Genomic DNA, 26,987 nt, shown 5'->3' on the forward strand with positions numbered 1-26,987 from the left:
TCACCTATGAAAAGAGAAATTATCGCCAACGTTTTACCGGAAGAAACGCGGATCGCCGTTTTAGAGGAAGGGCATCTGGCGGAGTTCATGATCGAGCGCCCCGCGCTCGGCATGGCGAAACTGGTGGGCAACATCTACAAGGGGCGGCTGGAAAACGTTCTTCCCGGCATCTCCAGCGCCTTCGTGAGCACGGGGTTCGAAAAAAACGCCTACCTGTACGTGACGGACGTCGTCAGTTCGTCAAAGGACCGCCACATCGAGAAGATGCTCCGGCGGGGGGAAGAGCTGATGGTTCAGGTGGCCAAGGAAGCCATCAGCACCAAGGGGATGAAAGTGACCATGGACATTTCCATTCCAGGCCGCTATCTGATCTACATGCCGAAAAGCGAACACGTGGGCGTCTCCAAAAACATCGAGGACACCGAGGAGCGGGAACGACTGCGGCGCATCATTGACGAGGGGAATTTGCCGGGCGGCATGATCGTCCGCACCGAAGCCGAGGGCGCCGACGAGGGCGAGCTGAAGGCCGAAATGAAATATTTGGCCAAACTGTGGGAAACCATTCAAAGGAAATACGAGAGTTCCCAACCCGGCACCTTGATCCACCGAGAACTGGGCCTGACGTTTCAGGTGGCGCGGGACCTGTTGACCAACGACGCGGCGATTTTTTTGATCGACGACAAGGAGGAATACAAAGACGTCAAAAAGTTCGTGGAAACCCTGGCGCCGGAGTTCGCCGACCGCGTCCAGCACTACACCGGGAAAACGCCGATTTTCCAAGCCTTCGGCGTGGACCGAGAGTTGTCCCACATCCGCCAGCAAAGGATCGATCTCCCCTCGGGCGGTTACATCATCATCCAGGAGGCCGAGTCCCTCTGCGCCATCGACGTCAACACCGGCAAATTCGTCGGCCACAAATCCCAGGAAGAAACCGTCACGGCCACCAACCTGGAAGCCGCCGAGGAAGTGGCCAAACAGCTCCGGATCCGAAACATCGGCGGCATCATCGTGATCGATTTCATCGACATGCGGAGGAAACGGAACCAAATCAAAGTGGTGGAGGTCTTGGAGGAAGCCACGCGGAACGACCGGGCGAAAATTAAAATCCTACCCATCACGCGCCTGGGCTTAGTCGAGATGACCCGGGAACGCCGCCGGGAATCGCTGTTGTCCCTTCTCTCCGAACCCTGCGCCGAATGTGCCGGTTCGGGCAACGTCCTCTCCCGGGAGTCGATGTACCTAAAACTCCAGAAAGAAATCTTGGAAATGACCCAAGGCCGCTCGGAAGGCCGTCTCCAAATCACGCTCCCGCCCATCGTGGGCGACTTCGTCCGCGAACGCCAAGACCGCCTGGAAAAAATCATCAAACGCCCGCTCACCATCGCCATCGACCCCACCCTCCCCTGGGAAGACTACCGCATCGTGATTGATTGACCGGGATCATAGGCGATTTTTTATGTCGAATAGGGGACGGTGATAACTTTATAACTTAAAGAAGTTTTCATCCAACCGTCTTTCTTCTCGAAGAATGGCTTTTGATAACGTCGGTGGAAAAAGGAGAGAATTTGTTGGATTTCCGTGGCGGGGAATCCCATTTTTTCCCTTCCGACAAATACAACCAAATCCCTTCCACTGCGAGAATCGTCCGGGCTCAATGCTTCGGACGATGACGTCGTATAACCCTCCAGGAACACGGAGACGTGGCTGGCGCGGCATTTTGGAAATAATAGAAATTCGTGTCTCTTTAGCCGCTTGGTTCATCCGATGACGCATGCATTTTGTAGTGGCCCCATGGAGGGGGCCACCTTTTTCCAGGACAAGGTCTTCTGACGGAAAATCGCCCGATAAATCGGGCCACTACAAAAATCGCTTCAGAGCGCTAAACTGACACAGAAATTCAATGGAGGGGGCCACTAAGTTATTAAATTATCACCGTCCTATTTCTCTGCAACCGGCCATATGGTAGTATGTACCATGGTGGTTTGTGCGTTTTAAAACGGCCGGTTATTTTATCGCCCGGGACGTTTGATTTTTTTATTTGCACACCAACTGGGACGTTATCGGCGTGTGGGCTTGGTTATGGAAAGTCAGGCGGCGCGGTTTGGCCGGCGTTACCGACAGGAATGGCCAGGTTTCAATTGGCTTCATTCTTAACATTTTTCCTTAAGAGCGAGTCATTGTGTTGCATGTAAGGAAACCGACAGGACAAAATTGTTTCATTGCTTTTTCTTCCTTTTGGGGTTATGCTCAATGAGGGGGTCATAAATGCATACGTTATCGAATCGCTTTCGAGGTTCTTTTTGGAGGGGTATCGGGGTGTTGGGCGGGGGTATTCTGCTCGCTTTCCCGGTGCGGGCCGATTTATTTGAAACGATTGATTTTACCGGAACGGGCGCCGGGTATGACATGACCGCGGCTTCTTTTTCCTTCTTAAGCCTTCATGGCGCGGTTCAAGCGGGCGATATAAACGGAGACCAGTTAGCCGACGTCGTTATTCTGGCCGACGGCCGTGTCCAGGCGAACGATTTTCAAACCCCAGGGGGATGGATTCCTCCGACCCATTACCTGTACAATCCAATTAATCTCGCCGTCGCTGGCTCAAGTTCGCCCAACGTTTTGGCTGGGATTGTGGGAGCTCCCAACTCCACCTTTATCCAATATACCGGAGGGGACCTGGCCTGGTACCAAAACAATGGAAACGGGTATTTCGAACCTTGTTTTGTTAACCTCAACACCGGCAATCCCCCCGAAATTTACAACGGAAAAAATCTTCAAGTGGCGGATTTGGATGGCGACTCAGACAACGATATCGTTGTTTGGGCCAGTATGGAAACAACACAACCGACTTCGCTCTCGGCGCCGGGCGAGTGGCTTGGTTTGAAAGCATTCCTTTGACGACCAATAAAATACAGTTCAAACAATTCAATGCTGTTGATCCATGGAACACCCCAGGGCATTTTTCAGTGGGCTTAACTAGTTACAGTGTCGATGATACGCAGGCGGGAACCTTGGTTAACATGAACTTGGACGGTAAATTAGACTTAGCCGTTTTGGCTCATGGCGGTGCCATTTTCGGGGAATCAGGGCTATACGTTTTTAAAAACAATGGAGCCGGACCGGGTTTGTTCAGCCAAACAGTTGGGAATGTGGCTCCCGTCATAGTGGCCGGCGCCCCTATCGCGATCGGTTCGGCATTGTTATTTCGTCCGCCGACATCGATGGCGACACCTTTCCGGATCTGGTCATTGGCGAGGATGGCCCAACCGGCGGCAATGACCAGGAATTGTTTTACTTAAAGAATCCCAGCGGGGACATTTTTAGCGGCTTACCTTTCACCAAGGTCGTGGTCCATAACCAGTTCCCCGTCTTCCGCGCGGTGACCGTCTCCGATGTGATTCCAGGCGGGTGCCAAGAGATCATCGCCGGGGGAAATCAGACCGGCTCGCCGATTTCCATTTTTTCCGGCAGTCTTCAGGGTGGCGCGAATTGCGTTAACTGGACCCAGACCCCGCTGGCCGGAGCGAACACCTTGGGCAATATACTCGACATCCGCGTGGCCGATTTCAATAACGACGGTTTGTTGGATATCGTTGCTTTTTCGGAGAGCGCTCCGAACCCCCTCCCCACTTTGCCGGCGGGAAAAAGCACGGTGACGACCCTCTGGCTGAACTCCGGATCGCTTCCCACGAACCCGATCACGGCCTGGAGATCCATCCCCTTGGTCGAAAACGGCGCTCTTCCGGCCATGAATATCACCCGGGGGGATTGGCTGTTAGTGATTTTGACGGAGATGGGGATATGGATGTGGTGCGGTCCCACATTGAAACCAACCTCGCCTATTTCGAAAACAACTGGAACACGGAACGCCATGTGAAAGTCATGACCACCATCGAGAAGAAGGGGTTCGTTCAGCGAGTGGTCTCCTTTCTGTACACTTTGCCGGACCGATCCGTGGGGCGGATCCTTGGGCAAGACGTGGGTGCCCCTTGAAAATCCTAAACGGGAAGGGCCGCCCCCGCGGCTTTACGCTCATTGAGATGGTGGTGGCTATTTCGTTGGTTTCCATTCTTGGCCTTTTTATTTTCAAGATGATGCGGAATTTTGTCGATGGGTTAGGCGGGGTCCAGAGATCGATCCCTTTGCAAAGGGATCTGCAAATCGCCAAATACGTCATCGAAAAAGATCTTCTCTCGGCCCGCGCCATTCCATTGGAAACGCCGTCCCCAATTGCGGTTTTGAGGAAACGCCGACAGCGATGTCAACGACTTTGCCTCCTCCCCCGGGGGGATGGACGTGCGTCCCGTACCCGCCGACGATTTCAAACTCTCAATTTTCTTACCGAATAGGGTATATCAGCGGCCGTCCGGTCTCGGTGTTGAATGGACATTACGGGCTGATCGTCTCTTTGGATGACAACAGGCAATTTGCCGCGCAATCGGCGACGTTTTCGTTGGTGGGCCAGAATATCTACCTGTTCGGGGTGGGGATCCGGACTTATAAATCAAATATCGGTCGGGGAGCGGACTCGGTGCTTCTAGGCGATCCCGTTCCCTGGCCTCCTCTTCTTTCCTCCGCACTGGCCATCACGCTCGCTTCTCCCCGCAAACATGGGTTTATCTTGTTTCCTCCTTTACGGCTGTTGGAACTTATAATTATCGGGTTGAAGCCGGAGCGTCCCTGACGGATTCCTTTTACCCTCGACGCCGCGCATGACGACATTGTGGTGACGCCCCTCTCGTTGGACCTAACGACGACCAATGGGGTGACTTTCGAGTTCGATCGATTTGAGGTGAGCGGCGCCACCAGTCGACGCGTACGGATACGATATCGTTTGGCGCCTCATGGAAATAGCGGGCAGTTGATCCGGGAACGGAGGCTGGTGCCCGGCAGCCCTTGGTCATCCCAAGGGTCGCTCAACAATATCCGGCGGCTTTGGGTGGGATGGGATTTTGGCCAGCCCAGGCCTGGGATCCTACCCAGCCCTCTCCCTTTCGGATTTTTCCAGAAAGGCATGAATTTTCCGCTCGTCATCTTTTTGGAATCGGGAGAGGTGGGGCCCCGCTCGGCGGATCGGTCGCGTCTCCGTCAACCACCCGGAACGCCCTCGAGTTGGTGTTTTCCGTTTTCCGGAGGCGCCTTAAATGCGGTCCCGGGCCACTTCCAAGGGGCGTTCGTTCTCGCAAAGCGGTTTCACCTTTGGCGGAGATTGTGGTTTCCGTGATCATTCTGGTGCCGGTGATGATCCTTATCCTGTCCGTCTTCACGACGTCCATTCGCTCGGTGACGGATTCCTGGGACGTCACTCAAGTCCACCGCCGTGGCCCAGCGGTTGATCGACAAAATCCGTTCCATGAGGTGGGATGAAAATTTAAGTTCGGCTTCCTCCGTTTTGGGCCCGATAGCGGTGAATCGGGTCCTGGGGATTTCGATGACGTGGACGATTGGAATAACTTCAGCTTGCCGGACTCTTTAGCCTCCTCCGTGCGTTACGGAAGGCACGTGGATGGACTACGTGACCTCAACGCTTCCGGACAAGTGGTGTCATCTACCGCCCCAACGAATTGTAAAAGGGTGACTGTCCGGGTCACCAATGTGGTAGGAAAGTGACAGTCCTTTCCGTTCTCATCGTGAATACTTAGGATTGGCCATGAAAAAATCGATCCCTCAAGCATCAAAAAAAGCCGGGGCGGCGATCTTAATGATCGTGTTCTTGCTTTTAATCCTGTTGCCCTAACCATGATCCTCGTCAAATGGAGCGCCCTTCACCTGCGAGGAAGCAACCGGGGCCGTATTCACATGGACGAATATTATTCCGGAATCACCGCTACCAACGCGGCACTCCTTAGTGCCAATAGCTGGACCTGGGATAATACACTACCCCAAACCAACAGCCAAGTTTTTTTGGGTAGCGGAACGGTGATTTCTGTGCAAATAACCCATGTCGGGACCCCCTAATCGGTACCCATTATCCGGGTTAACCCGAAAGGTGCAGTTGGTTCGCGGGAGTTGAAATTTGAGATGCGGTTCCTGTCGCGTCCCACCCATCGGGAACCAGTGCAATCTGCGTCGCCTATGGCGGTCGTTTTACTGTAAAATTGTCGACATGCGTAACAGATCGCTGTCGTTTCGAAAAAGGCGGGCCTTCCTGTCCGGCTCCCTTGAGTTTTCCGAACCTTTTAAATCCAGAACCTATGGGCCCCTCTAAGAGGGTTCGTCCGTCTGATTCGAAGGCGGCGGGCCCCGCCGCTGATCGAATCCATTTTGTCGAGGCGGGGGGAGTGGCCGGCGTGCGGAAGACCTGCGAGGTTCGGCTGGACGACCTGCCTCCGGCGGCCCGGCGCGGGGTGCGGCACGCTTTTGCCTCATCCAGGGGGCGGGGCCTGGGCCGGGACCTGAAAACATGCCGTCTCTCTCCACCGCGGAGGCGAGGGATCCGGGACGTCCTTTTGGACGAAGCCTCGGTGCCTCTGGCCGCCCGGCCCTTGGTGAGATACCTTTCCCAACGCGCTTCCCCGGCTCGGCTTGATGGGAGGGAGCGCTCTTTTGGCTTGCCGACGGTTGAGTTGGGTCGTGGTCGGCTGGGTGTTTGCTTTCGGCGCGCGCCTCTCGTGGGCCTCGGAGACCGAACTGGTGCCGGCCGGCGCTTACACCGACGTGGCCCTCCGCGAGATCGATGGGGCCCGGGAATCCGTACATCTTTTCCTTTATCTGTTCGCCCGCCAAGCGGCCCAGCCCCGGGCGGGGCCCTCCCGCTTATTAAACTCGCTCATCCAAGCCCGGCAGAGGGGCCTGCGGGTGGAGGTCCTTTTGGATCCGGGGGGCCAGGCTTTCGATCTGTTGGACCGGAACGCTCCCGCGGCAGAGGCCCTCCGGCGGGGCGGGGTGAACGTGTTTTACGCCCAGGGGCCCGTGCTCCACGCCAAGGCGCTGGTGGTGGACGGGAAGACCGTCCTCCTGGGTTCCACCAACTGGACCTCGGCGGCGCTGGAGAAAAATGTGGAGGCGGATGTTTTAATTCGTTCCACGTCCGTCGCCAAAACCCTCCTGGCCCGAATGGCCGACGTGTCGCGCCGAGCTCCCCCCGATCCCTTTTCGGGCGGCATCGTTCCCGTGCCCTTGGGTCTCCTTTTCCCACCGGGCAAGCTGGGGGAAATCGTTCGCCGGAAAGACGAATGGGCCCTGGACCTTTACCTGCACTTCCTTAAAATCGGCGTGTCCACGTCGAGCTTTGCATCGGTGGATGTCCCGGCCGCTGTGGCGGTTTTGGGCGCCAAAGACGAGGGCCCCGTGGCCAACCGGCGACGCCTGCACCGGGTTTTCCGTCGACTGCGGGACTTCTACGGGCTTTTGGACGTCCGTGAGGTTTATGGGGAAGACCCCTCCGTCCGGCTGGCGCTTTCCACGGCTGAAAGGGTCGAGCTTCCGGCGGACTATTTCGAGTTTGGATGGGACCGGCGGCTGTCCTTGTCCGGAAAGGCGTTCCTGCTCCTGGACCTCCACTATTCCGCCGTTTCGCCGATCACGCCCCCGGTGGTCTTTCGGCCGGAACGCGCTGGCGACCCGCCATGGCTTCACGATTGACACGTTGAGCGTGGGTGTGGTGGATCTGCGACGGAACAATTTGTTGGAGGTGGAATACGACGATCAACCCACCCCGGCCGACCCCCAGCGCCATGCCAACACCTACACCCCCCCGCGCCCTTTATGACCCCGCGGCTTTGCAAAAACGGTTTCAGGCGCTGGAAAACCAATACGGACCCGCCGCGGTGGCCAGGGGGCGGGCGGTGGCCAGGCTCCTCTATGAGGATTCGGACGCGGACATCGTAGAAAAATCCATGGCCCTGGAAACCCGCTACGGCCGCCAGGTAATGGACCAGGCCCTCCACCTCTTGGGGGAGAAAAAACCCGACAACCCCAAACGATGTTTCGGCTACCTGGTGGGGTCGTTCAGGGGGTTGGCAGGGCCTCCGGCCCTTGACAAGAACCCCTTCCTGGGATATGCTTTGTTTAGAACGCACTAAACGTTCAGAACCCTATGGCCACCCACCCCAGTCCGCCGTCGATGCCGAGTTCGCCCGCCTGGCGGGGGAACTGGCGGTCGTTCAGTTTCAACCGCTCCCTGGGCCAAATCTACGGCCTGCTCTACCTTCAAGAAAGCCCCCATGGCGTTGGAAGATATCGGCCGTCATTTGTCCATGAGCAAAGGAAACGTCAGCATCAACATCCGGCTCCTGGAATCCTGGGGCCGTTCTGTTCCGTCGTGGGAAGCCGCAAGATTTTTATGAGGCGAACCGGGACATTAAAGAAGTCGCTCTGCGCCGTCTTCGGAAGGGTTCACCAAACGGCTGGACCGGGCGGAGGAACAGTTGGCTAAACTCCTGAACGGCGGACCCGGCGCCGCGTCTCCCAAGAAAAACGACTCCAGGAGCTTCAATCCCTCCTGGGCAAGGGCCGAAAAGCCCTGAAGTTCATCTCCCAATGGATCGCTTGACGAATTCCTTTTGCCCCGGGATTTACCTCCGTTCCTGCTGGAACGGATGGCGGAGTCTCCGAACGCGGAAACGCGGCGCTGGGCGTTGAAAAGTTTGGCCGCTTCCGCCGCCGCCCGCGCGGCTCGGAGCACGCTCGCGACCTTGCCCGCCATGGCGGCCATTCCGTCGCCCCAGGGGAAAAAGCACCGGCTCATTTATGACGCCAAGCGGAAAGAATCCCTGCCCGGGCTCTTGGTCCGCTCGGAGGTGAAAGGGGTCGAAGGACCCCGCCGCCAACGAGGCCTATGACCATTCCGGCGACACCTACGACTTCTATTTGAAACTCTTTGGCCGGAATTCTCTGGACGACCGGGGGATGTCTTTGATCTCCAGCGTCCACGTGGGCCGGAACTACACCAACGCGTTCTGGAACGGGGAACAAATGGCCTACGGCGACGGCGACGGGCGGACATTCGTCCGGTTCACCAAGGCGCTGGATGTGGTCGCCCACGAATTAACCACGGCGTGGTGACCCACACGGCCAATTTGGATTATGAAGGCGAGCCGGGGGCTTTGAACGAGCACTTCGCCGACGTTTTTGGGATTTTGGTGAAGCAGTGGCGTTTGGGGCAAACGGTGAAACAGGCGGATTGGCTGATCGGCGGCGACCTTTTGGTTAAAACCCCGACGCGCCGCGCGCTTCGAAGTTTCGCCGCCCCGGCACCGCTTACGCCAACGATCCGACATCGGCACTGACCCCAGCCCGCCCACATGAAAGAGAAATACACGGGCGAGGATGATTACGGCGGGGTCCACATCAATTCCGGCATCCCGAACCACGCCTTTTATTTGGCCGCCATGGAGATGGGGGGAAAAGCCTGGGAGAAGGCGGGGCGCATTTGGTACCAGGCACTTTTGACGTTGTCGCCGCGGAGCCCGTTCGCTACCGCGGCCAAGGCCACGGCGGAAAAAGCCGCCGCCCTTTACGGGCCCCTGAGTTCCGAAAGCGCGGCGGTGAAGAACGCCTGGAAATCCGTGGGGTCAAATGAGGAGAGAAGTTTATTTCCCTCTCGGCTTTTGGGTGGCCCCCTGGGAATGATCCTTTGTCTGGCCGCCTGCGCTCCTCCGCCCGCGCCGTTCCAAACTTTTGAAACAGCTGCGGCGAACGGGCCAAAAGGGCCTGGCCGCCGAAATGGCCCGGGACGTGGAGTGGACCCGGGAATCCGACGTGGATGCCCTGGCCGATTCGAAGGACGCTCCCTTGAGCCAATATATGCTGAAGGACGCCCAAGGATACGCCTGGTCCATGCCGGCCACGGCTCCCCATTGGGAAGCACGGCTGACCTTGCGCGCCCTGGAAGACTTGAACGCCGGTTTCTGGGATACACCCAACTCTTGACCCGGTGGCCCAAGGGGTTCCCAGGAGTCGAGGACCTGGAGGCCCTGGCCGCCGCCATCAACAAAACCTCCGCGACGCCGGGGAAACCATTCTCAAGCGAAGAACCGGCCGAACCTTTTTCCCGCCGGAGCCGCCGCCTTTTCTTCCGAGAGTTTGCTCGCCTTTAAACGGCAGGGGCGCGCCAAGAAACTCCGCGCCGCCGTCCAGGAAAACCAACCGTGGGTGGAATCCTACGCAACGCAAGGCCTGACGCTCATCGACATCATCCGCGCCGACCTCAAGGCCGCCTATGCCGACCGAATGGAATCCATCCACGCGCGCTGGGACGACAAGCGCGCCCCCGGCCGGAATACCCTGGCCCGATCGATTTTCAACCTCAACGCCGAATACGCCGACGCCATGGATTCCCTGAAAGCGCTCTCTCTTTCTACAATGGTTTGCCGAAGGCCCACGCCGATTTAGCGGAGGGACTGGCCCGAAACGCCAAGCCCCAAAAGGCCCTGACTGATCTCGCCGCCTTCGCCGACCAGGTGGCCCGCCGCACAAGAGAGTTGGAGAAAGCCCGATGAAAGGAAAGACGCCAAGAAAACCACGGGAGATTTAACGGTTCTCTCCCTCCCGCTTCTCGAATCCTTGTCCGAATCCCGCATCGCCATACTCTTCCTGGCGCGGCAGGCCAAAGAGGCGAAGAACAACGCCCTGGCCAAAGAATTGACCGTCCGCGGGCAATCCCTCCGCACGGAAATCGCGCGGCTTCGCCGTTCGGCCATCGACAATTGGTCCAAAGAAACGAAAACGCTCACGGCCAAGGCCGGGGCGGCCCAAGCCCGTCTGACCCGACTCGCCCAAGAGGCGGAGAACAGTGCCAAGAAATTATCCGTTTTGACTCGGGCCCTGGGCCTAGCGTCCAAGCTCCTCGGGCTAACCCAGAAGGTCCTTTGATGGAATCCTCAGATTTCCCAATCGCCGGGGTCAAAATCGCTGGCCAAGCCATGACAAAGAACCTGCGCCGTCAGCATCAGCAGATACCCGCACTACTTTTTCTGCAAATTAAACCGCGATGGGCGGCCTTGACCGAAGATTTGAATAAAACGGTCACCCGTTTTAGTTCGGCCAAACGCAGAACCCGAGTCGTTGTTCGCTCTCTTGGCAGGGAAGAGTCTGTTTTGCATTCGACCAATGGACAAATCCCATGAAGACAAGCGTGACCACCGAACGGTCGGATGACCTCACGGCCAAGAACAACAATAACCACCTTCCAGAACAACCGAAAACAATTGTGTTCGTCGAGACGCTTGATTTGAGGACGTTGTTTTATCTCATTCTTCATAAGGATCAAATTGAAAGGGTTTATGTGTTTAGGGCATCTCGTTGGAAAGGTTTGAATAATTTTCTTCATTTTATTCGTCTGTTGAAGACGGTGCCTGTCCCAATCCGAATATATTTGGCCGATGTTAGGGATGCGGAGGGTCGATGCATTTATCCAAGTGTTTTTAGCGACGCGAGCGGGCTCTCGGAAGTGGTTCGCCAAACAGAATTCGATAAAAATGAAATGGTGGAAAGAGCCTGCCTATTGATGGGGAATCGTCAAGCCGTAATGCTTTTTTTAGAAAAATTAATTTATCAGGACATTTTTGAAGTCCTTTCAAAGGCGCACATGGCCAAATGGTATTTCACAAACGTCCTTCAATTTCCGCGGGCCCGATGCGTTTTGTTGGTGCCAAACCGGTTGTGGTGGAGCCATGTCTCCGGTTATACAACGTCGGTGGGTGTCCATTTAATTAGGGTCGGTAGCGCCGATCATCGGTCGATATGGCCCTTCATTTCCCTAAGGTTGGTGCGGGGGCTTGCTCATGGAATGCGGGAAGGCCTTCGAGCGGTTTTCAAGGCTTCGGGCCGCCCGGGTTCCTCACCAAAAATTATTGAATCACCCACCCAACAAACCAAGATAGCAACCGATTATCTTGGGACGCCGGTATCTTTTGATGAGAAAAAAAGATCCACGTTTCTTTGGATGATCAACTCAGGACTTCAAGAGGAGCGGGTCTCTCTGTTTCGGTCTGATCAAACCTTTTCAATGAGTGACGAAGAACTGATGTTGCTTAAAAATAAGAGAATTCAGCTAATAAACTTGTCCAAAGAAGCCAACGTAAAAAGCGCTATTCGCGTTTTATTGGACCGTGGGGTATGGGTGCTGTTGATGGAATTGATTCGGGGTGTTTTCACGGGGGGGTATAAAAAGTTTCGGACCAATGTATTCTGCTTTGAAATGTTGTTACGCTATTCGATTTATTTCACTTTTTGGCGCAATCTTTTTCAACGCTACGGGATAAGAATGCTCATGACCTCCTCTTATTTCGACCCCTTCCATATTCCTAAACATTGCGCCGTCAAATCGAACAAAGGAATTAGCCTGTCGTACCAATGGTCAAATCTTGAAATTAATGTAAAAACGATCAGTATTTGTTGCGATATGTATTTTGGGTTTTCTGAAATGTATAAAAGAACTTTATATGAAAATGGTTCCCTCATGGGTGCTTTCCTTCCAACAGGGTATATTACCGACTACGGCATTAAAAGCGTTAAAGAGAATGCCGCAAAATTGAGAAGCACTCTAACCAAAAACGGAGCCAATTTCATTCTTTGTTTTTGATGAAAATTCTTCGGATGCTTTGTACAGTATTATCCCTCATCAACAAACTGTTTCTGTGTACAGGGGCTTTCTTGAGAGATTGATGAAGGATCCTACGCTTGGGATTATTTTCAAACCCAGTTACCCCCATACGATTTACCAGCGCTTGTCGCCGATTTCCGGTTTGCTGGAAGCGGCTAAAAAGACCGGGAGGTGCGCTTTCATCGATGAGGGAAAGTTTAAAAGCGATAAACTTCCTACGGAAATTGCCCAAGCTTCGGATGTCGCCGTCGGTCTTCTCCTCAGCGGTACGGCGGCGCTTGAGTCCTCGTTGTCGGGGGCCAAGACCGTGTTTCTGAACCTCGAAAAAGTTTCTTCCATTGGACTCGGTCCAGCGGACATTGGGAATGTCGTTTTTAATAGTTTAGAGGAATTGTTTTTGGCGACGGACCTTTATCGAAATGGGGGAACCGACCGGGAGAAATTCGGAAACCTCTCCCATTGGGTCGGGATGAGGGATACCCATCGGGACGGTCGGGCGACCTTTAGAATGGGGCGATTCATCAACGCGCTGTTGATGGGATTGGACCGCGGGGAAGATCCAGACACCGTCCTCGAACGGTTAAAACAAGAGGTCGCATGTTGACCGATATGGCCGTCCCGCGCTCGGGCGGATGCTCTCGGGTCCCCGTGAGCGGCGCCCCCGGGGTCGACCATGAATAAACGGATCGATCAGATCGACCGACTGGATATTGATGTTTTCAGAATAATCCATTCTCAGACCACCGACGACGATAAGCGTTCCTTGCTGGCGGTGCAGAGAGCCACCGCCAGAAACCACAACGAATATGTCTACCTTGAAATAGGGTCCCACTTGGGAGGGTCCATCCAGCCCCACCTGGTCGATGCCCGGTGCACGAAGATATATTCCATAGATTCAAGGCCTTCCCAGCAGAACGATGATCGTTCGCCGGGTTGTGTTGTGCACTTTGAAAAAAACACGAGCGAGCGAATGGTGGGCATGCTGAGTCGCATAAAAGACGGCGATTCAAGGAAAATAGAATGTTTTGATTCGGAAGTTTCAAAGGTTGATTCGAAAAAGATCATTTTTCCACCGCACATTGCTTTCATCGATGGTGAACATACAAAAAAAGCGGTCCTTTCCGATTTTCAGTTTTGCCACCAAACCCTACATAAGGCAGGAACCATTGTCTTTCACGATTTCACCATAGTCTATCCGGCGATTCTCGCGATTTGTCAGCAGATGGACAAAAAACGCATCGCGCATGTTCCTTTAAAACTCGGCGGGGAGGTATTCGCTATTTTTTTTGATCCAGACCTTGTTCACACGGACCCTTATTTAAAGACGCTCTATAGGAGAAAAAGATACTTTCTGCTTTATTGGCAAGCCAGGATGTGGTTGAAGAAATGGCTACCGGCACCTTTGCTCTCATTTATTCGACGGGCGCGCGGATTTTAAAGAAGCATGAAAACGGGCGGCGCCAATCCGCTGGCGATTGCCCATGCGTCATGGAGGAAACTCAATTGCTGAGAAAATTAGCAAGGTTCATGTTTCGCCTGTTGCTGAAAGCCTCGGGGCAAGGTCCGTACGGCGTCCGGATATATGAGTATAAAAAAGCGGACGGATCTTTTGATTACGATACGTACCGGAAAGTTCAAATCAAGGGAAACAAAGAGAAAATCAAAAACGTCTGGGTTGTCGAAGAAGACATCGCCCATTTATCTGATTTCATCAGAAAGATTATCGGGGACGTCCACTTTGGATTGTGCCACGGGACGCGCCGGGGGAAGGAACAGGAATGGTTTTCGAAATATCTCGGGTGCAAGGTTCTCGGGACGGAATTGTCCGATACGGCCACTCAATTCCCAAACACGATCCAATGGGATTTTCATGATGTTAAGCCGGAGTGGATGGACAAGGTCGATTTCATTTATAGCAACGCCTTTGACCATAGTTACGATCCCGAAAAGTGCTTGTCCGCTTGGATGTCTTGTGTAAGAAAGAACGGGGTTTGCATTATTGAACACAGCTCGGAACATATTCCAGGAAGCGTCACCAAACTGGACCCCTTCGGGGCGGAGTTAATTCTTATGCCATTTTTAATTACGAGTTGGGGAAAGGGGAAATATTGTGTCCGTGAAATACTTCAAGCCCCCTCCACCCAAATCAATAAACAAAGCCGCACTCATATTGTCATCCAAAGACTTTAGAATGGAGGGTTTGGCGGACTCTTCGTCCGCGGGCGCGGGGCGAGCCCATTATCAAGAAAGCGAATAAGAATCCATGACTTTGTTGAGAAAAAGGTCCACTTTCCACGGTGATGAAAAATGAAAATAACCGTATCCTCGAGCGGCGGAACCTTTAGGACGGTTTCTTTGGCTTTCGAACCTGGCTGAGCATGGCTTGCTCAGCCAAATATTATCCCATTTGTCAGGAATAAAAATCAATTCCGCGGCCATGTATTGGTTCAAAACCAATGGCTTTTTTTCTGCAGAACATTTTCTAATTCATTCCGCCTCGGGGAGTTTTTAAATCTGGATACCCGGTTTCTTTTTTCAGAACTTCAAGACAGATTCGTTGCGAAAAGACTCGATCCATCGACCGATGTGGTATTTGCTGAATCCTTGCTCGCTTTAAACACGATCCGAAAGGCCAAACAATTCAATATTCCGACCGTTATCGACAGAACCAATTCTCATATCGAGGCTCAATCGGAAATCATGAGGGAAGAATATTTATTGAACGGTTTAAAGAAGGAATACAATTCCCCGGCCGTCATTGAAAAAAGCCTGAAAGAATACGCCGAGGCCGATTACATATCGGTCTTGTCTTCCTTCGTTAAGAAAACATTTTTGGAAAAAGGCGTGAGAGAGGAAAAGCTTTTATTAATACCGTCCGGCGTGGAGATGGACAAATTCGTCAAGATTGGAAAAACCGATCAAATCTTTCGAATCATTTATTGTGGCGGCATTTGTTTAAAGAAAGGCGTCCATTACCTTTTGCGGGCTTTTCATGAGCTCAAATTGAACAATGCGGAACTTCTTTTGATAGGCCGTGTTTTCCCGGAGTTTGAATGCGTGATGAAACAATATTCCGGAGTTTATAAGCATATCGAGGGAATCCCGCGAAGGCTCATGCATCAATATTATTCTCAAGGCTCCGTCCTTGTATTGCCATCTTTGGAAGAAGGGCTCGCGAAAGTCCTCATTGAAGCCATGGCCTGTGGCTTACCGGTCATAGCCACGAAAAATACCGGCGCCGAAGATGTCTTGAGGAATGGAAAAGACGGATTTATCGTCCCCATAAGGGATGTTGAAGCGATGAAAGAGAAAATATTGTTCTTTTACAAAAATCCCGCAGAAATGGAGGAAATGGGGAGAAATTCTTCATCCCACGTTAGGATTCATTTTTCAACGGAAGCTTATGTCTCCCGCCTTATTGATTCATTCACGCAAATTGTTCGAACGAAGCGGACCCAGCCTCAAACGGAAGGGCGCCGATGAAAAAGTCGTTCCAGTCCGTCATGACCCATCGCTCTGGCGAATCATTTGACGGCGGAGGTTCGGCCGGAACGAGGAATCCGCAGGGAAGGCCCAGCCTTTGTTCGGAAAGAAAGCCGACCTGGGTTGGATGCAAAACCCTTCTTCCCCAAAAAAGGATAGGCTGAAGAAATATGCTTTTCAATTCTTGGGAATTCCTTTTTTTCTTTCCTACGGTGACCGCTTTGTATTTCATCCTGCCCCATCGCTCTCGCTGGTTCCTGCTTTTGTTGGCGAGTTGTTATTTTTATATGTCTTTTATCCCGATATACATATTGATCCTTGGAGTGACGATCCTGGTGGACTATTACGCCGGCCAATTTATTGAAATGTCGTCGGGCCGAAAAAAGAAATATTTTCTTGCCGGCAGTATTGTCGCCAATGTGGGTTTCCTGGCTTTTTTCAAGTACTTCATTTTTCTTAATGACAATATGGCGTTGATAGCAAAGGCGATCCATTGGAATTACCCTATCCCTTCTTTAAATATCATTCTTCCCATCGGGTTATCATTCCATACTTTTCAAGCCATGAGTTACACGATTGAAATCTATCGGGGCCGTCAAAAGGCGGAGAAGCACTTCGGCCTATTTGCTTTGTACGTGATGTTTTATCCGCAGTTGGTGGCCGGACCCATCGAACGTCCTCAAAATTTAATACATCAGTTTTCCGAGGAGCATGAATTTGAATACGGGAGAGTGTCCGACGGATTAAAATTAATGGCGTGGGGTTTTTAAAAGGTCGTTGTGGCGGACAGGTTGGCGCTCCTCGTCAATCAAGTCTATGACAATCCCACGCGGTACACGGGTTTACCGTTGATCATCGCCACCGTCTTTTTTTCCTTCCAAATCTATTGTGATTTTTCCGGATACTCCGATATCGCCATTGGATCGGCTCAAATCATGGGATTCAAATTAATGAAAAACTTTAACAGGCCGTATTTTTCGAAATCAATTGCCGAATTTTGGAAAAGATGGCATATTTCTTTGTCTTCGTGGTTCAGAGACTATTTTTATATTCCACTTGGGGGAAGCAGGGTTTCAAAAGGGAGATGGCAGTTTAATCTGCTCCTCACATTCTTGATAAGCGGGCTGTGGCATGGAGCCCATTGGACTTACGTTGCCTGGGGAGGCCTGAACGGGCTTTATTTCATTTTTTCAATTTGGACGGAAGGGATCCGGAAAAGAATCACTGTATTTGCGAACCTCCATAAGTTTCCCATGGTTCAACAATGCGGGCAAATCGTTATAACTTATTCACTTATTTGTTTTTCTTGGATTTTTTTTCGAGCCAAAAATCTAAAAGAATCTTTCTATATTATAAGTCATCTTTTTAAAGGGTCGAATCTATTTTTAAATTCAAAGCCGTCATCTCCGGCATCGGTGGGTTAGGATTCGGAAAGAAGGATTATTTAGCTGCCATCGTTTCCATGGTCTTTTTAGAAACCGTGGAATACGTTCAACGAAAGGAAAGCCTTAGGCCATGGATTTCAAAACAACCCGCCTATGTGAGATGGGGATTATATTATTTACTGGTTTTTTGGATTTGTTCATTCGGGGTTTTTAGGAAATCGCAATTTATCTATTTTCAATTCTAAAACCATGAAAAGAAATGTCGGGGCATTGTTAATTAAAATATTCATTTTGTCGGTTCCCATCGCCCTCCTCTTCTTCATCATGTGTTGGGCGATGTGGACTTCTGGCGAATTGATGTCGGTGAAGGATATCCTCAGAAATGAAACACCGGCGACTTTGTTCGGATTGGCATACTCGGACCCTAAAGAACGCTACAAATTAAATAAGCTGATAAAGAAAAACCCCGTGATCATCGCGCTGGGATCCTCCCGGGTTATGCAGTTTCGGGAGATCTTCTTCAAGCCGAGTTTTTATAATGCCGGGGGGTGTGCGGGGCGAATAAAAAACTTTTCACAGTTTATGGCACATCTTCCAAACGAAATGAAATGCACGACGATGATCGTGGGTTTAGACCAAAACTTTTTCAATCCGAATTGGGACGACTTCGGACCAGATCACTTTTTGGATTTGCTGGAAAAGGAGAGATCCCGAGGGCCGCTCCTGGTTTCATCTTTTCAAAAGTTTTGGTTTGATTTTATGACCAAAGGGATTTCTCTCTCAAAAATAGCGAACAACAGGTGGAGCGAGGCCATTGGCTTGAACGCCATTGTTCAAAGCAACGGTTTCCAGGACGACGGCGGATATCAGAGGGGGCCACCGGCGAATAATTTAATAAGGGAGATCCCGAATTTTGCCGCGGAGCCAGGATCGGATGCTATTTTGAAAGAAGGAAGTCGATTAGCGGCGTTTAAAGGCATAAATGTTAACGCGATAAATGAACTCGATCGTTTTTTAGCGGCATGCAAAATGCGAAACATTCATGTCATTGCTTTTTTCCCTCCCTTTCCGGAAGATGTGTATGACAAATTGCTGGAACTAAAACCGGATTTTACCGGTTTTTTCCAATTGCCTAAACTCGTATCCCCGCATTTAAAAACGTTTGGATTTGAGTTTTATGATTTCACAAATCCCAGAACGTTGGGAGCCCAAAACATGGAGTTTTGCGACAGTATTCATGGTTCCGACACGGTGTATTTGAGAATCGTTATTGGTATGGCCTTGAGGGGATCTTCCATAAACCAGAGCATCGATTTAAATTCCCTTGCCAAAATGCTTAACGATTCAAAAGGTGGAAAATCGGTATTCCCTTTAAAATAACCGCCGGACCACGGGGGAAAGGGGGGCCGAAATTAAACCGTTGGATGCCATTTTAACTGTATAATAGGGGTCGGTTTCCTTTGATGGAGGCTTTCGTCTTAGCGTAAGACGATTGACATGGCGGGGCCGAAGCCGGTCCGGCAGTAAAGGGACGCGCGCCATATGGAAAAGTCTTTTGTTCCCTTGGGGTGGTTGCCTCAAGAACACGTCGTCCAAATCAGCGCGGATTACGTCGAGGTTCTTGGCACCGATCGAATCGATAACGTGGAAAAACGTCTAGGTCCGTCGTATCAGGCGTACCGCGCGAACTGGACGTCACGGCCGCGATCGCAAATCGTGGGCGATTATCCCCTCCATTTGGATGTGGAATGCACGGCCGTTTGCAACCTTCGTTGCACCATGTGTCAAATCCCCTTTGATACGATGCCCTCCGGGTTGATTTCCCCAGGCCTCTTCAAGAAGATCATGGACGAAATTAAGCTGAGCAAAGCCGACCTTCCCTCCGTGAAATTTAATTTTCGCGGGGAACCCACCCTCCATCCTCAGATAGCGGAATTTGTCCGCTTGGCTCGGGAGTCGGGAATTATGGATGTCCAGTTCAACACGAACGGGACCATGCTGAACGAAAAACTTTCCAAGGACCTTATCTCCGCCGGTCTGGTGCGCATCAAATTTTCTTTGGACAGCATGAATCCTTCCCTCTACAACAGCGTTCGGAAAGGCGCCGACTACAAAAAAACGTTAGGGCACATCCTTGATTTTTTGAGAATTCGAAATGAGCTTGGATCGGCTTTTCCTTCCGTGATGGTCCAAATGGTTTTCATGTCCATGAACCAAAATGAACTCATGGATTACATCCATTTCTGGCAGGACAAGGTCAACCGGATTGGGATTTCACGCTACCGCTCCGGCAACAATGAGTCCGGAGAGGACGCCCAGGTGAATGTTCCAGTGCAAACCGAACGGTTCCCTTGCCCCCAGCTATGGCAAAGGCTGGTCATCCTTTTTGACGGCACGGTGCTGATGTGTTGCGGAGATCACCACAGCAAAAATCCTATCGGGGATATCAAAACCCGTTCAATCCGTGACATTTGGCACAGTCCGGAGCTCTCCGCCATGAGACGATTACATTCGGAACACCGGTATGATGAAATAGAGGCGTGCAAGGGTTGTCAAATCAACTGTCGTTGACGGCGGGTTTTCGGGCGGAGAGAATGAGGAAAAGGTCGACGAAACATCGGTCGGGCCGGGGGTGGTGATTTGAAATTGGCGAACAGGTCGGGGGCGATGAAAACGAAATACCTGGTTGGCCGGCGCGTTACGCTCGGGCTGATTTCGCTCCGGGCCGATTTGTCCCACTACGCGGATTGGGTCAATGACCGCGAAACGACCCAATTTATGGCGGTCGGGCGGTTCCCCGTGACGCTCGGCGAATTGCGGGCCTACGTCCGCCAGTATGCCGTCGACAAAACTGGCCTCTTGCTGGGTATTTTTCTAAATAAATCAAAACGACACATTGGAAATATCACGTTGAACGACATACAATGGAAGGATCGGCGCGCGGAGGTCGGCGTTCTCATCGGGGAGAAGCCGTTCCGCGGCAAAGGTTACGGCCGGGAGGCCATCGAGCTCATTGTCGAGCATGCGTTCGGGTGGCTTAATTTACACAAGTTGTCTTGCGGGATGGTCGAGGGCAATGAGGCCTCTCGCCGGGCATTTATGCGGATCGGTTTTAAGGAGGAAGGGTTTTTGCGCCGTCATGTTTTTGTGGACGGTTCCTACCTGGGTTGTTACCGCCTGGGTTTATTGCGGGAAGAGTATGCAAAAACATTGCAACCAAAATTGAAACGAAGGGAATAAAACCATGCGGAAAATGTTTATTGCCACCGGTGACCGTCGGCTCGATTTGGGTGTTTCGCTTGAACCCGTTACGGCCTTGCGCGGCGGGTCGAATTTGGTCGCGAGTCTTAAAACGGCCGATCATACGATTTCTATCTCGGCCACGAAGAAAGCCTACATTTGGGGGGATTTGTTTTATTTCATTAACCCGGACGGTTCCGTCCTCCCGATGAATTCAAAGGGGCGGATCCAAAACATTTTCCGGAAACATTCCTATCGGGATATTCATCACTCGATGGAAGGCCAGTTCGTGTGCCTGCTCGCGGATTCCGAAAAGAGAAATGCCGTTATTTTTTCCGATCGATACTCGCGCCAAGATTATTTTTACGCGGAAGAAAATAATCAATTCTACCTCAGTTCCGATCTGGATTTGTTGTTCACGTTCATTCAACCGCGCTACGACCAGAAAATGATCGCCCACATGTTTTCGGTGTATGGGTGGTATGTCCCCAAGCCGCGAACCATGTATGTGGGAGTGAACCGTTTGGCCGTTGGAGAAATTAAACATTTGGACGGGGAGATTTCAACGGAACAGGTCGAATTCAAACCTCTGCCCATCCAAGATTACACTCAAAACCACCTGGCCACGTACGAGAGTTATTTGCGGAATTCCATCAGAACCCGGGCCAACCAAAAAGGGACCACATGGGTGTCCAGTTCAAGCGGTTGGGATTCGTCCAGCTTGGTCGGCCTGTTGGCGGATGAGTTCGGTTCTGGAAAAGTCAGGATGGTCACCGGCAGTATGCTGTACTCGAAGGCGACCCATGTCATCAATTCTTTTGAAATCGAGAAGATAAAGAAAATCGGCAAATTTTTTGGAATCCGCCCCGATATTGTTCCTTTCGATTTCAAAAACCGGGCCATCGTGGATTACTGGAAGAAGGTGCTTCCATTTTATAAATCGCGTCATGTCTACACGATCGTCACCCACAATTACTCCCGCTTGTCCGAACGGCTGACGGAGTCGAACGGAGGGTCGGAAGTGGTTTTCAATGGAGAGACCTCGGATTCTTTTCACAATTTCGGGTTTTCTCAATTTGTGACATTTTTTCATACCGTCAAATCATTCACCGAATACGCCGATAAAATGAATTGCTATCTTTTCGGACCGACTTTCTTTAAGAAAGTCCTTGATGATTCATACCTGAGCGACAAAGTGTTCCAGATTTTTCAACGAATGAAACCCGAGGTCAAGTGGGCGGGGGCGGGGGCCTCCAAGGCGGAAAAGATGCGCGCCTATTTATCTCCGTTATTCCACGGCTCAACGAGGATTCCCTTTGCGAGAATCCCCGCCAATCCGGCCCTGAAACCGTCTGTTGAGGCCCAATCCGTCCATTACATGTTTGAGTGTTTTCGGAATTTGGAATCGATGACCCCGGAAACAATGTATTCGTGGATAATTTATCTCTACCACAGCATGCATTCCCAGGGCTCCACGGTCAATGTTCAAAAACACGCCATGGCCATGAACGGCCACGGGTGGAGATCTCCTTTTAATGATTTACGATTAATCCAACTGCTTTCACAGGCTCCCGAGTCTTGGGGACGGGGCCTCGATCTCCATCACACAAAGTATCCGCTGAAATGGTTGTTGAAAAACCGTCTTAAATTTCCGTATGAATTGCTTGAAACGGGTCCCCATTCCTATCTCTATGACGTTCTCGAGGGATTTTCTTTGACCGAGGAGATCGTCTACCGATCGGGAGTGAGTGAATTTTTCCGTCAAACCCTCCATTCAAAGCCGTATCGAGGGTTATTGGATGATCGCACCTTCAATGTCAAATACCTGGACTCCATTGCGGATGCGTATCTGCAAAAAAAGGAGACGAAAGGCCAAGATTTCAACAATCTTGTCAGTCTGATCACTTTGTGCATGACCGGGTGGTATTGATCCCTTGGAGGATTTAAAGGCTTCCATGGTGCAGGTTTCGGACGCGGTATGGCCGGCATGGAAGTTGAAAAGAAGTTAATAACGAACTCGTTTTTCTATGTTTTGCCGAAATTTGCCGGAATCGGCATTAACATAATGACGCTACCGATATTAACGAGGATTTTGAGCCCCCAGGATTTCGGGGCCGTGGCCATGGCCACGGTGTTTTCAACCTTTGCCGTGGGGATTTTTTCATGGGGTTTGCCGATCGCGGTCCAGCGGTATTTTTTCGAATACCGAAGAGACCCCGTTCGGCTGGGTCGATATCTTTTCACGTGCCAATTTTTTCTGCACTTGGTCCTGCTCGTTTCTTCCGCGCCCATCTATATTTTCAGGAACGCCTTTTCAACGTTGTTCATAGGAAACCCAGGGTACGGAAACGCATTTTTTACGTTTTACGTATCGACTTTTTTCTTCTTCATCCTCAACGTGTACTTAACGACGTTACAGAACTTTGAAAATGCGAAAGTCCATTCGTTTTTCACGATATTCCATGCCGTTGTTTTAGGCGGTCTCAATGTGACGTTAAGTTTTTCGTTTAAAGATTACACCGGCTTGATGTACGCTTCAATCGCAAGTTCTTTTGGGGTCTCCGCCCTATGCACGTTATATTTTTTTAAATATTTTCGAAACGTTTTAAGTTTTGAAATGCTCAAAGAAAGTCTGGTTTACGGGGCCCAAAACATTCCGAAATCATTCACCGGTTTCATAGGGAGGTTTTTTGACAAGTACCTGATCAACAAAGTCCTCACGTTGCAGGCCGTGGGTGTTTATAACATCGGGCAGTCGCTTGGGAATTCATCGATTTCTTTATTAAACACCATATGGTCCTCTTTTCAACCCTTGTGTTATCGACAGGTGTTTGATCAGGGACCGAAGGCGAGCCGGCCCGTTGGACGATTGTTCTCCTATTTTCTCTTCGCCACCGCGAGCCCGTTGCTTCTTGTTCTATTGTTTTCTTCCGAAATCGTCCGTCTCCTGGCTCCCCCGGCCTACCAGCCCGCGGTGGACGTGATTATGATTTTTCTTTGCGCCATGTCGACGAACATATTTGGAATGTACGTAGGGGTTCAGTATGCCTACGCGAAAAAGCCGCTGTATATTGTTCTCGCCACAACGATGGGAACATTGGTCAATGTCGGCATGAATTTGTTGTTGATTCCACGCTGGGGTTTGGTGGGGGCTTCTTTGGGGGCGTTGGTTTCCTACGCGACCATCAACGGACTGCTGACCGTTATTGGTCAGTCTCTTTATCGAATACATTACGAATGGGGGTTTGTGGCGTGCGTCTATGGAATCATCGGGCTCAGCACCTTGGCAGGCCTTCTAATGCGCGCCACGCAAATATCCTATGGCGTTCAACTCTGCCTTAAGATTTGCTTATTTGGTGCCTTGATCTTCGCGGGTTCCCGTTGGAAGGTCGCGACGATGGATACGGCACGAAAGATCGTCCGGTTGTTAAAACCTCAAAAGGGGCTCAGTCCGGAATTTCGCCCCGTCTCGCCTCATTAGATGGAATAGGGAGAATCCCATTGGGTCGTCAAAAATTTCAATTTCCGCTCCTCATCGCAGAGGTTGCCAATTCACACGGGGGTTCTCGTCCGTATCTTTTCCAACTGACCAAGAGGCTGCTGGCTACGAGCGTCCCTGCCGTTAAATTTCAATGCATCGTGGCGGATGATTTTTTGACCCCCGCTCACCCCCAATACGAGCTATTCAAGTCCTTTGAATTTCCGCCGACCGTATTTTCCACGCTGGTGCGGCTCATCCATGGGGCAAGGAAAAAGGCGTATTTTGACGTTTTCGGCGACATCTCGTTGGCGGCGGCGGATCGGGTCGGCGCCGACGGTTTTAAAATCTATGCCAGCGACATCGGCAATAATCCTTTCATTGAAAAGGTCCTCTCGATCGGAAAGCCGGTCTTGATCTCAGTGGGGGAGCGACGCTGAGCGAAATCGACGAGATTGTTAAAATATGTTCGGGAAAACAGTTCTGTCTCTTGGTGGGGTTTCAAGCGTTCCCTACTCCGATCGAGGAATCCAACGTGGGGAAAATTAAATTCCTAAGAGAACGATACGGTTGTTCCGTCGGATACATGGATCATTCTCCGGCCATTGACCCTTTCTCGGAATTTGTCCCTTGTTTGGCGGTTGGGCAAGGGGCCTGTTGCATCGAAAAACACGCGTATCTTAAAGCCAGGAAGACCTTGTATGATTGGCAATCGGCGTTCGACCCCTCCCAGTTTGAAACGCTCGCTCACCGCCTTAAGAAGGCTCAGTCCGCGTTGGGGACAACGTTCTTTCCCCTTTCTTCTTCTGAACAGGCTTACTCCCGCTCAAAGCGGAAAATCATTGTCGCGGCCGATCCGATCGACCAAGGAGTTCGGATCCTCCCCAAGAACATCATGGGCCGATGCGCCCATCTTTCTTCGAGGACCTCGTTTTTCACACTCAACCAGTCCGGCCACGTGGTCGGTCGAGTGGCTCGAAAAAATATCCAACGGTTCGAGGTGATCTCGCCGGACATTTTAAGATGAAAGAGATTATTGGGTTGGTCGCCGTGCGCATGGCTTCCAGGCGGCTCCCAAAAAAGGCTTTTCGGACCATCGCTGGAAAACCGATTCTTCGAATCCTCGTGGACCGGTTACGAACATCGGGACTCGATGATTTTGTGGTTTGCACCACCACCGCGGACGAGGACAAAGAGATAGAATCATGGTGTTCCTCCAACGGGGTCCGCTGTTTTCGCGGTGATTCGGACAATGTGCTGAGGCGGTTTGTCCGCTGTGTCTCGACAAACCCCGCCGCGTATATCGTCCGAATTACGGGAGACAATCCTTTTACCGATTTTCTGTCCATGCGGGAGATGTTCGTCGAGATGAAACAAAACAAGGCCGATTACGCCCGGCAGGTGGGTGTGCCCCTGGGGGCCGCCTGTGAAATCGTTCGGACCTCCGCCCTGGAAGAGCTTCACCGGCGCGCCCGCACGCCCGAACTAAGCGAGTTCATGACCTACTTTTTCGAGCTCGCTCCTTTTATACGGAAGCAGTTCTTCCATGTGCCGGAAAATATTCGGATGCCGCAATTGCGGCTGACCATCGATTATGAATCGGATGTCCAATTCGCGAACGCTCTCGTCGATCATTTTCATGGTCGGATTCCCTCGTTGGAGGAAATTGTTTCCCACTGCGTTCAACGGTCGGATTATCCGCTCGTGAAAGAAGATGCGGCGGCTTCGGATGAAATTAAAAAGAAGATACTCATTGATTAATGGGGGAGCCTGATGGGTGGAATTCGGTTCCAACACGGCGCCGCTATCGGCGACGGGGTTCACTGTTTCATCATGCTCGACGCGGGGGTCAATCACAACAACGATGTCGGGCGAGCCAAAGAACTTATTCGATCCGCCAAGGCCGGAGGCGCGGACGCTATTAAATTCCAGACCTACAGTGCGGAGGAGATCAGCACGAAAAAAGCCGCTCGGTATTGGGATCCGAAACTGGACACGGACGGGGGGGGGACCCAATTCGAAATGTTCGCGCGGGTGGATGACTTGCCGAAAAAGCGTATTTTGGACTCAAAGAGTATGCCCAGGAACAAGGGATCCTTTTTTCTTCATCCCCTTTCGGCATGGACAGCGCCCGATTTTTGAAGAAACTGGGGGTCGATTTCTTTAAGATCGCCTCAGCGGAGATTACAAACTTGCACCTGATTGAATTCATCGCCGACTGCGGAAAGCCGATTGTTCTGTCGACGGGGGCGGCCTCCATTGGGGAAGTGGAGAAAGCCATTGACGTCATTCACCGGACAGGCCTTCGAGAGATCGCGCTTCAGCATTGCGTGCTGAGTTATCCGTGCAAGGATGATGACGCGAATCTGGCCAAAATGGTCCGGTTGAAGCAGATTTTTCCGGACATCCCCATCGGGTATTCCGACCATACCTTTGGGGCGGAAGTGCCGTTGGCTGCGGTGGCGTTGGGGGCGCGTTCGATTGAAAAGCATTACACCTTGGACAGCCGTCTCCCCGACAGTCCCGATCATAAATTCGCCCTGACGAGCGACGAACTGGGGGATTTCGTAAAACGTTGTCGGAGGGTGGAAAAATCAATCGGCACCTACCGGAGCGGACATTACGCGGCGGAGGAGAAAGCCTATCAACTCGCACGCAAGAGCCTGGTGGCCGTCCGTCGAATTAAGAAGGGCGAAAGGATCACGGATCGAGCCGTTTCCTGCAAGCGGCCCGGGACCGGCATTTACCCCGAGTTTTTGGGGGTCATCGTGGGGAGAACGGCCAAAAAAAACATCGAACCGGACGAGCTACTCTCGTGGGACATGTTTTAGAAGGATCCTCATGGGCTTTGGGTTCT

At 51.8% G+C, this 26,987-nt stretch carries 27 protein-coding genes and 2 pseudogenes; all 29 read left to right on the top strand.

What is annotated here, in order from left to right:
* The first annotated feature begins 6 nt into the window (after nucleotides 1–6).
* Nucleotides 7–1,434 (top strand): Rne/Rng family ribonuclease, encoded by a 1,428-nt coding sequence (locus tag IPP35_08585; GenBank protein ID MBL0059148.1) that lies wholly within the window; start codon nucleotides 7–9, stop codon nucleotides 1,432–1,434.
* Between the two features lie 831 nt (nucleotides 1,435–2,265).
* The gene (locus IPP35_08590) at nucleotides 2,266–2,895 is read left to right on the top strand and encodes a VCBS repeat-containing protein (protein ID MBL0059149.1); all 630 of its coding nucleotides are present in this window, start codon (nucleotides 2,266–2,268) and stop codon (nucleotides 2,893–2,895) included.
* Complete coding sequence (locus IPP35_08595; protein MBL0059150.1) at nucleotides 2,868–3,296, top strand: hypothetical protein; 429 nt, start codon at nucleotides 2,868–2,870, stop codon at nucleotides 3,294–3,296. Before IPP35_08590 ends, IPP35_08595 begins: the two co-directional genes overlap by 28 nt.
* On the top strand, nucleotides 3,284–3,874 hold the full coding sequence (locus IPP35_08600; GenBank protein MBL0059151.1) for a VCBS repeat-containing protein: 591 nt from the start codon (nucleotides 3,284–3,286) through the stop codon (nucleotides 3,872–3,874). The genes IPP35_08595 and IPP35_08600 overlap by 13 nt, the downstream gene beginning before the upstream one ends.
* Before the next feature lie 112 nt (nucleotides 3,875–3,986).
* Nucleotides 3,987–4,346, top strand: coding sequence for a prepilin-type N-terminal cleavage/methylation domain-containing protein (locus tag IPP35_08605; protein ID MBL0059152.1), 360 nt, complete (start codon nucleotides 3,987–3,989; stop codon nucleotides 4,344–4,346).
* Nucleotides 4,347–4,372: 26 nt separating this feature from the next.
* The gene (locus IPP35_08610; GenBank protein MBL0059153.1) at nucleotides 4,373–4,681 is read left to right on the top strand and encodes a hypothetical protein; all 309 of its coding nucleotides are present in this window, start codon (nucleotides 4,373–4,375) and stop codon (nucleotides 4,679–4,681) included.
* Nucleotides 4,682–5,208: 527 nt separating this feature from the next.
* The gene (locus tag IPP35_08615) at nucleotides 5,209–5,364 is read left to right on the top strand and encodes a hypothetical protein (protein ID MBL0059154.1); all 156 of its coding nucleotides are present in this window, start codon (nucleotides 5,209–5,211) and stop codon (nucleotides 5,362–5,364) included.
* Nucleotides 5,365–6,543: 1,179 nt separating this feature from the next.
* Nucleotides 6,544–7,581, top strand: coding sequence for a hypothetical protein (locus tag IPP35_08620; GenBank protein MBL0059155.1), 1,038 nt, complete (start codon nucleotides 6,544–6,546; stop codon nucleotides 7,579–7,581).
* Between the two features lie 92 nt (nucleotides 7,582–7,673).
* Entirely contained in the window at nucleotides 7,674–8,021 is a 348-nt protein-coding gene (locus IPP35_08625) for a hypothetical protein (protein ID MBL0059156.1), read from the top strand.
* A 504-nt stretch (nucleotides 8,022–8,525) separates the two neighbouring features.
* Nucleotides 8,526–10,037 (top strand): annotated as a pseudogene (locus tag IPP35_08630) (M4 family metallopeptidase).
* Complete coding sequence (locus IPP35_08635; protein ID MBL0059157.1) at nucleotides 10,024–10,332, top strand: hypothetical protein; 309 nt, start codon at nucleotides 10,024–10,026, stop codon at nucleotides 10,330–10,332. Before IPP35_08630 ends, IPP35_08635 begins: the two are co-directional and overlap by 14 nt.
* A 171-nt stretch (nucleotides 10,333–10,503) precedes the next feature.
* Nucleotides 10,504–10,812 carry a hypothetical protein gene (locus tag IPP35_08640; protein ID MBL0059158.1) on the top strand — a complete coding sequence of 103 codons (309 nt, stop codon included), beginning with the start codon at nucleotides 10,504–10,506 and terminating at the stop codon, nucleotides 10,810–10,812.
* Nucleotides 10,812–11,066 (top strand): hypothetical protein, encoded by a 255-nt coding sequence (locus tag IPP35_08645; protein MBL0059159.1) that lies wholly within the window; start codon nucleotides 10,812–10,814, stop codon nucleotides 11,064–11,066. Before IPP35_08640 ends, IPP35_08645 begins: the two co-directional genes overlap by 1 nt.
* A gap of 8 nt (nucleotides 11,067–11,074) precedes the next feature.
* Nucleotides 11,075–12,523, top strand: coding sequence for a hypothetical protein (locus IPP35_08650; GenBank protein ID MBL0059160.1), 1,449 nt, complete (start codon nucleotides 11,075–11,077; stop codon nucleotides 12,521–12,523).
* Nucleotides 12,524–12,605: 82 nt separating this feature from the next.
* Nucleotides 12,606–13,148: a hypothetical protein gene (locus IPP35_08655; protein ID MBL0059161.1), complete on the top strand. Its 543-nt coding sequence runs from the start codon at nucleotides 12,606–12,608 to the stop codon at nucleotides 13,146–13,148.
* Between the two features lie 69 nt (nucleotides 13,149–13,217).
* On the top strand, nucleotides 13,218–13,982 hold the full coding sequence (locus IPP35_08660; GenBank protein MBL0059162.1) for a class I SAM-dependent methyltransferase: 765 nt from the start codon (nucleotides 13,218–13,220) through the stop codon (nucleotides 13,980–13,982).
* 65 nt (nucleotides 13,983–14,047) lie between these two features.
* Nucleotides 14,048–14,734: a hypothetical protein gene (locus IPP35_08665; GenBank protein ID MBL0059163.1), complete on the top strand. Its 687-nt coding sequence runs from the start codon at nucleotides 14,048–14,050 to the stop codon at nucleotides 14,732–14,734.
* 252 nt (nucleotides 14,735–14,986) lie between these two features.
* Nucleotides 14,987–16,027 carry a glycosyltransferase family 4 protein gene (locus tag IPP35_08670; protein MBL0059164.1) on the top strand — a complete coding sequence of 347 codons (1,041 nt, stop codon included), beginning with the start codon at nucleotides 14,987–14,989 and terminating at the stop codon, nucleotides 16,025–16,027.
* Nucleotides 16,028–16,197: 170 nt separating this feature from the next.
* A pseudogene (locus tag IPP35_08675) lies at nucleotides 16,198–17,657 on the top strand (MBOAT family protein).
* A 4-nt stretch (nucleotides 17,658–17,661) separates the two neighbouring features.
* The gene (locus IPP35_08680) at nucleotides 17,662–18,792 is read left to right on the top strand and encodes a hypothetical protein (GenBank protein MBL0059165.1); all 1,131 of its coding nucleotides are present in this window, start codon (nucleotides 17,662–17,664) and stop codon (nucleotides 18,790–18,792) included.
* Between the two features lie 162 nt (nucleotides 18,793–18,954).
* On the top strand, nucleotides 18,955–19,983 hold the full coding sequence (locus tag IPP35_08685; GenBank protein ID MBL0059166.1) for a radical SAM protein: 1,029 nt from the start codon (nucleotides 18,955–18,957) through the stop codon (nucleotides 19,981–19,983).
* A 96-nt stretch (nucleotides 19,984–20,079) separates the two neighbouring features.
* Nucleotides 20,080–20,652, top strand: a complete 573-nt coding sequence (locus IPP35_08690) for a GNAT family N-acetyltransferase (GenBank protein MBL0059167.1) — start codon at nucleotides 20,080–20,082, stop codon at nucleotides 20,650–20,652.
* A gap of 4 nt (nucleotides 20,653–20,656) precedes the next feature.
* Nucleotides 20,657–22,582, top strand: coding sequence for a hypothetical protein (locus IPP35_08695; protein ID MBL0059168.1), 1,926 nt, complete (start codon nucleotides 20,657–20,659; stop codon nucleotides 22,580–22,582).
* A 48-nt stretch (nucleotides 22,583–22,630) separates the two neighbouring features.
* Nucleotides 22,631–24,133, top strand: coding sequence for a polysaccharide biosynthesis protein (locus IPP35_08700; protein MBL0059169.1), 1,503 nt, complete (start codon nucleotides 22,631–22,633; stop codon nucleotides 24,131–24,133).
* 173 nt (nucleotides 24,134–24,306) lie between these two features.
* Nucleotides 24,307–24,570, top strand: a complete 264-nt coding sequence (locus IPP35_08705; GenBank protein MBL0059170.1) for an N-acetylneuraminate synthase family protein — start codon at nucleotides 24,307–24,309, stop codon at nucleotides 24,568–24,570.
* Nucleotides 24,567–25,157: an N-acetylneuraminate synthase family protein gene (locus IPP35_08710; GenBank protein ID MBL0059171.1), complete on the top strand. Its 591-nt coding sequence runs from the start codon at nucleotides 24,567–24,569 to the stop codon at nucleotides 25,155–25,157. Before IPP35_08705 ends, IPP35_08710 begins: the two co-directional genes overlap by 4 nt.
* On the top strand, nucleotides 25,154–25,891 hold the full coding sequence (locus tag IPP35_08715) for an NTP transferase domain-containing protein (protein MBL0059172.1): 738 nt from the start codon (nucleotides 25,154–25,156) through the stop codon (nucleotides 25,889–25,891). Before IPP35_08710 ends, IPP35_08715 begins: the two co-directional genes overlap by 4 nt.
* A 12-nt stretch (nucleotides 25,892–25,903) precedes the next feature.
* A complete protein-coding gene (locus IPP35_08720; protein MBL0059173.1) occupies nucleotides 25,904–26,272 on the top strand; it encodes an N-acetylneuraminate synthase family protein in 369 nt (122 codons plus the stop codon).
* On the top strand, nucleotides 26,269–26,961 hold the full coding sequence (locus IPP35_08725) for an N-acetylneuraminate synthase family protein (GenBank protein MBL0059174.1): 693 nt from the start codon (nucleotides 26,269–26,271) through the stop codon (nucleotides 26,959–26,961). Before IPP35_08720 ends, IPP35_08725 begins: the two co-directional genes overlap by 4 nt.
* The last annotated feature ends 26 nt before the right edge of the window (nucleotides 26,962–26,987 follow it).

Source organism: Elusimicrobiota bacterium, from assembly GCA_016721625.1.
GTDB lineage: Bacteria > Elusimicrobiota > Elusimicrobia > FEN-1173 > FEN-1173 > JADKHR01.

Coding starts and splice junctions, on each gene's coding strand:
- IPP35_08585 (MBL0059148.1), top strand. CDS start 7: ATGAAAAGAGAAATTATCGCCAACGTTTTACCGGAAGAAACGCGGATC.
- IPP35_08660 (MBL0059162.1), top strand. CDS start 13,218: ATGAATAAACGGATCGATCAGATCGACCGACTGGATATTGATGTTTTC.
- IPP35_08625 (MBL0059156.1), top strand. CDS start 7,674: ATGCCAACACCTACACCCCCCCGCGCCCTTTATGACCCCGCGGCTTTG.
- IPP35_08695 (MBL0059168.1), top strand. CDS start 20,657: ATGCGGAAAATGTTTATTGCCACCGGTGACCGTCGGCTCGATTTGGGT.
- IPP35_08720 (MBL0059173.1), top strand. CDS start 25,904: ATGGGTGGAATTCGGTTCCAACACGGCGCCGCTATCGGCGACGGGGTT.
- IPP35_08590 (MBL0059149.1), top strand. CDS start 2,266: ATGCATACGTTATCGAATCGCTTTCGAGGTTCTTTTTGGAGGGGTATC.
- IPP35_08685 (MBL0059166.1), top strand. CDS start 18,955: ATGGAAAAGTCTTTTGTTCCCTTGGGGTGGTTGCCTCAAGAACACGTC.
- IPP35_08715 (MBL0059172.1), top strand. CDS start 25,154: ATGAAAGAGATTATTGGGTTGGTCGCCGTGCGCATGGCTTCCAGGCGG.
- IPP35_08690 (MBL0059167.1), top strand. CDS start 20,080: ATGAAAACGAAATACCTGGTTGGCCGGCGCGTTACGCTCGGGCTGATT.
- IPP35_08645 (MBL0059159.1), top strand. CDS start 10,812: ATGGAATCCTCAGATTTCCCAATCGCCGGGGTCAAAATCGCTGGCCAA.
- IPP35_08680 (MBL0059165.1), top strand. CDS start 17,662: ATGAAAAGAAATGTCGGGGCATTGTTAATTAAAATATTCATTTTGTCG.
- IPP35_08700 (MBL0059169.1), top strand. CDS start 22,631: ATGGCCGGCATGGAAGTTGAAAAGAAGTTAATAACGAACTCGTTTTTC.
- IPP35_08655 (MBL0059161.1), top strand. CDS start 12,606: ATGAAGGATCCTACGCTTGGGATTATTTTCAAACCCAGTTACCCCCAT.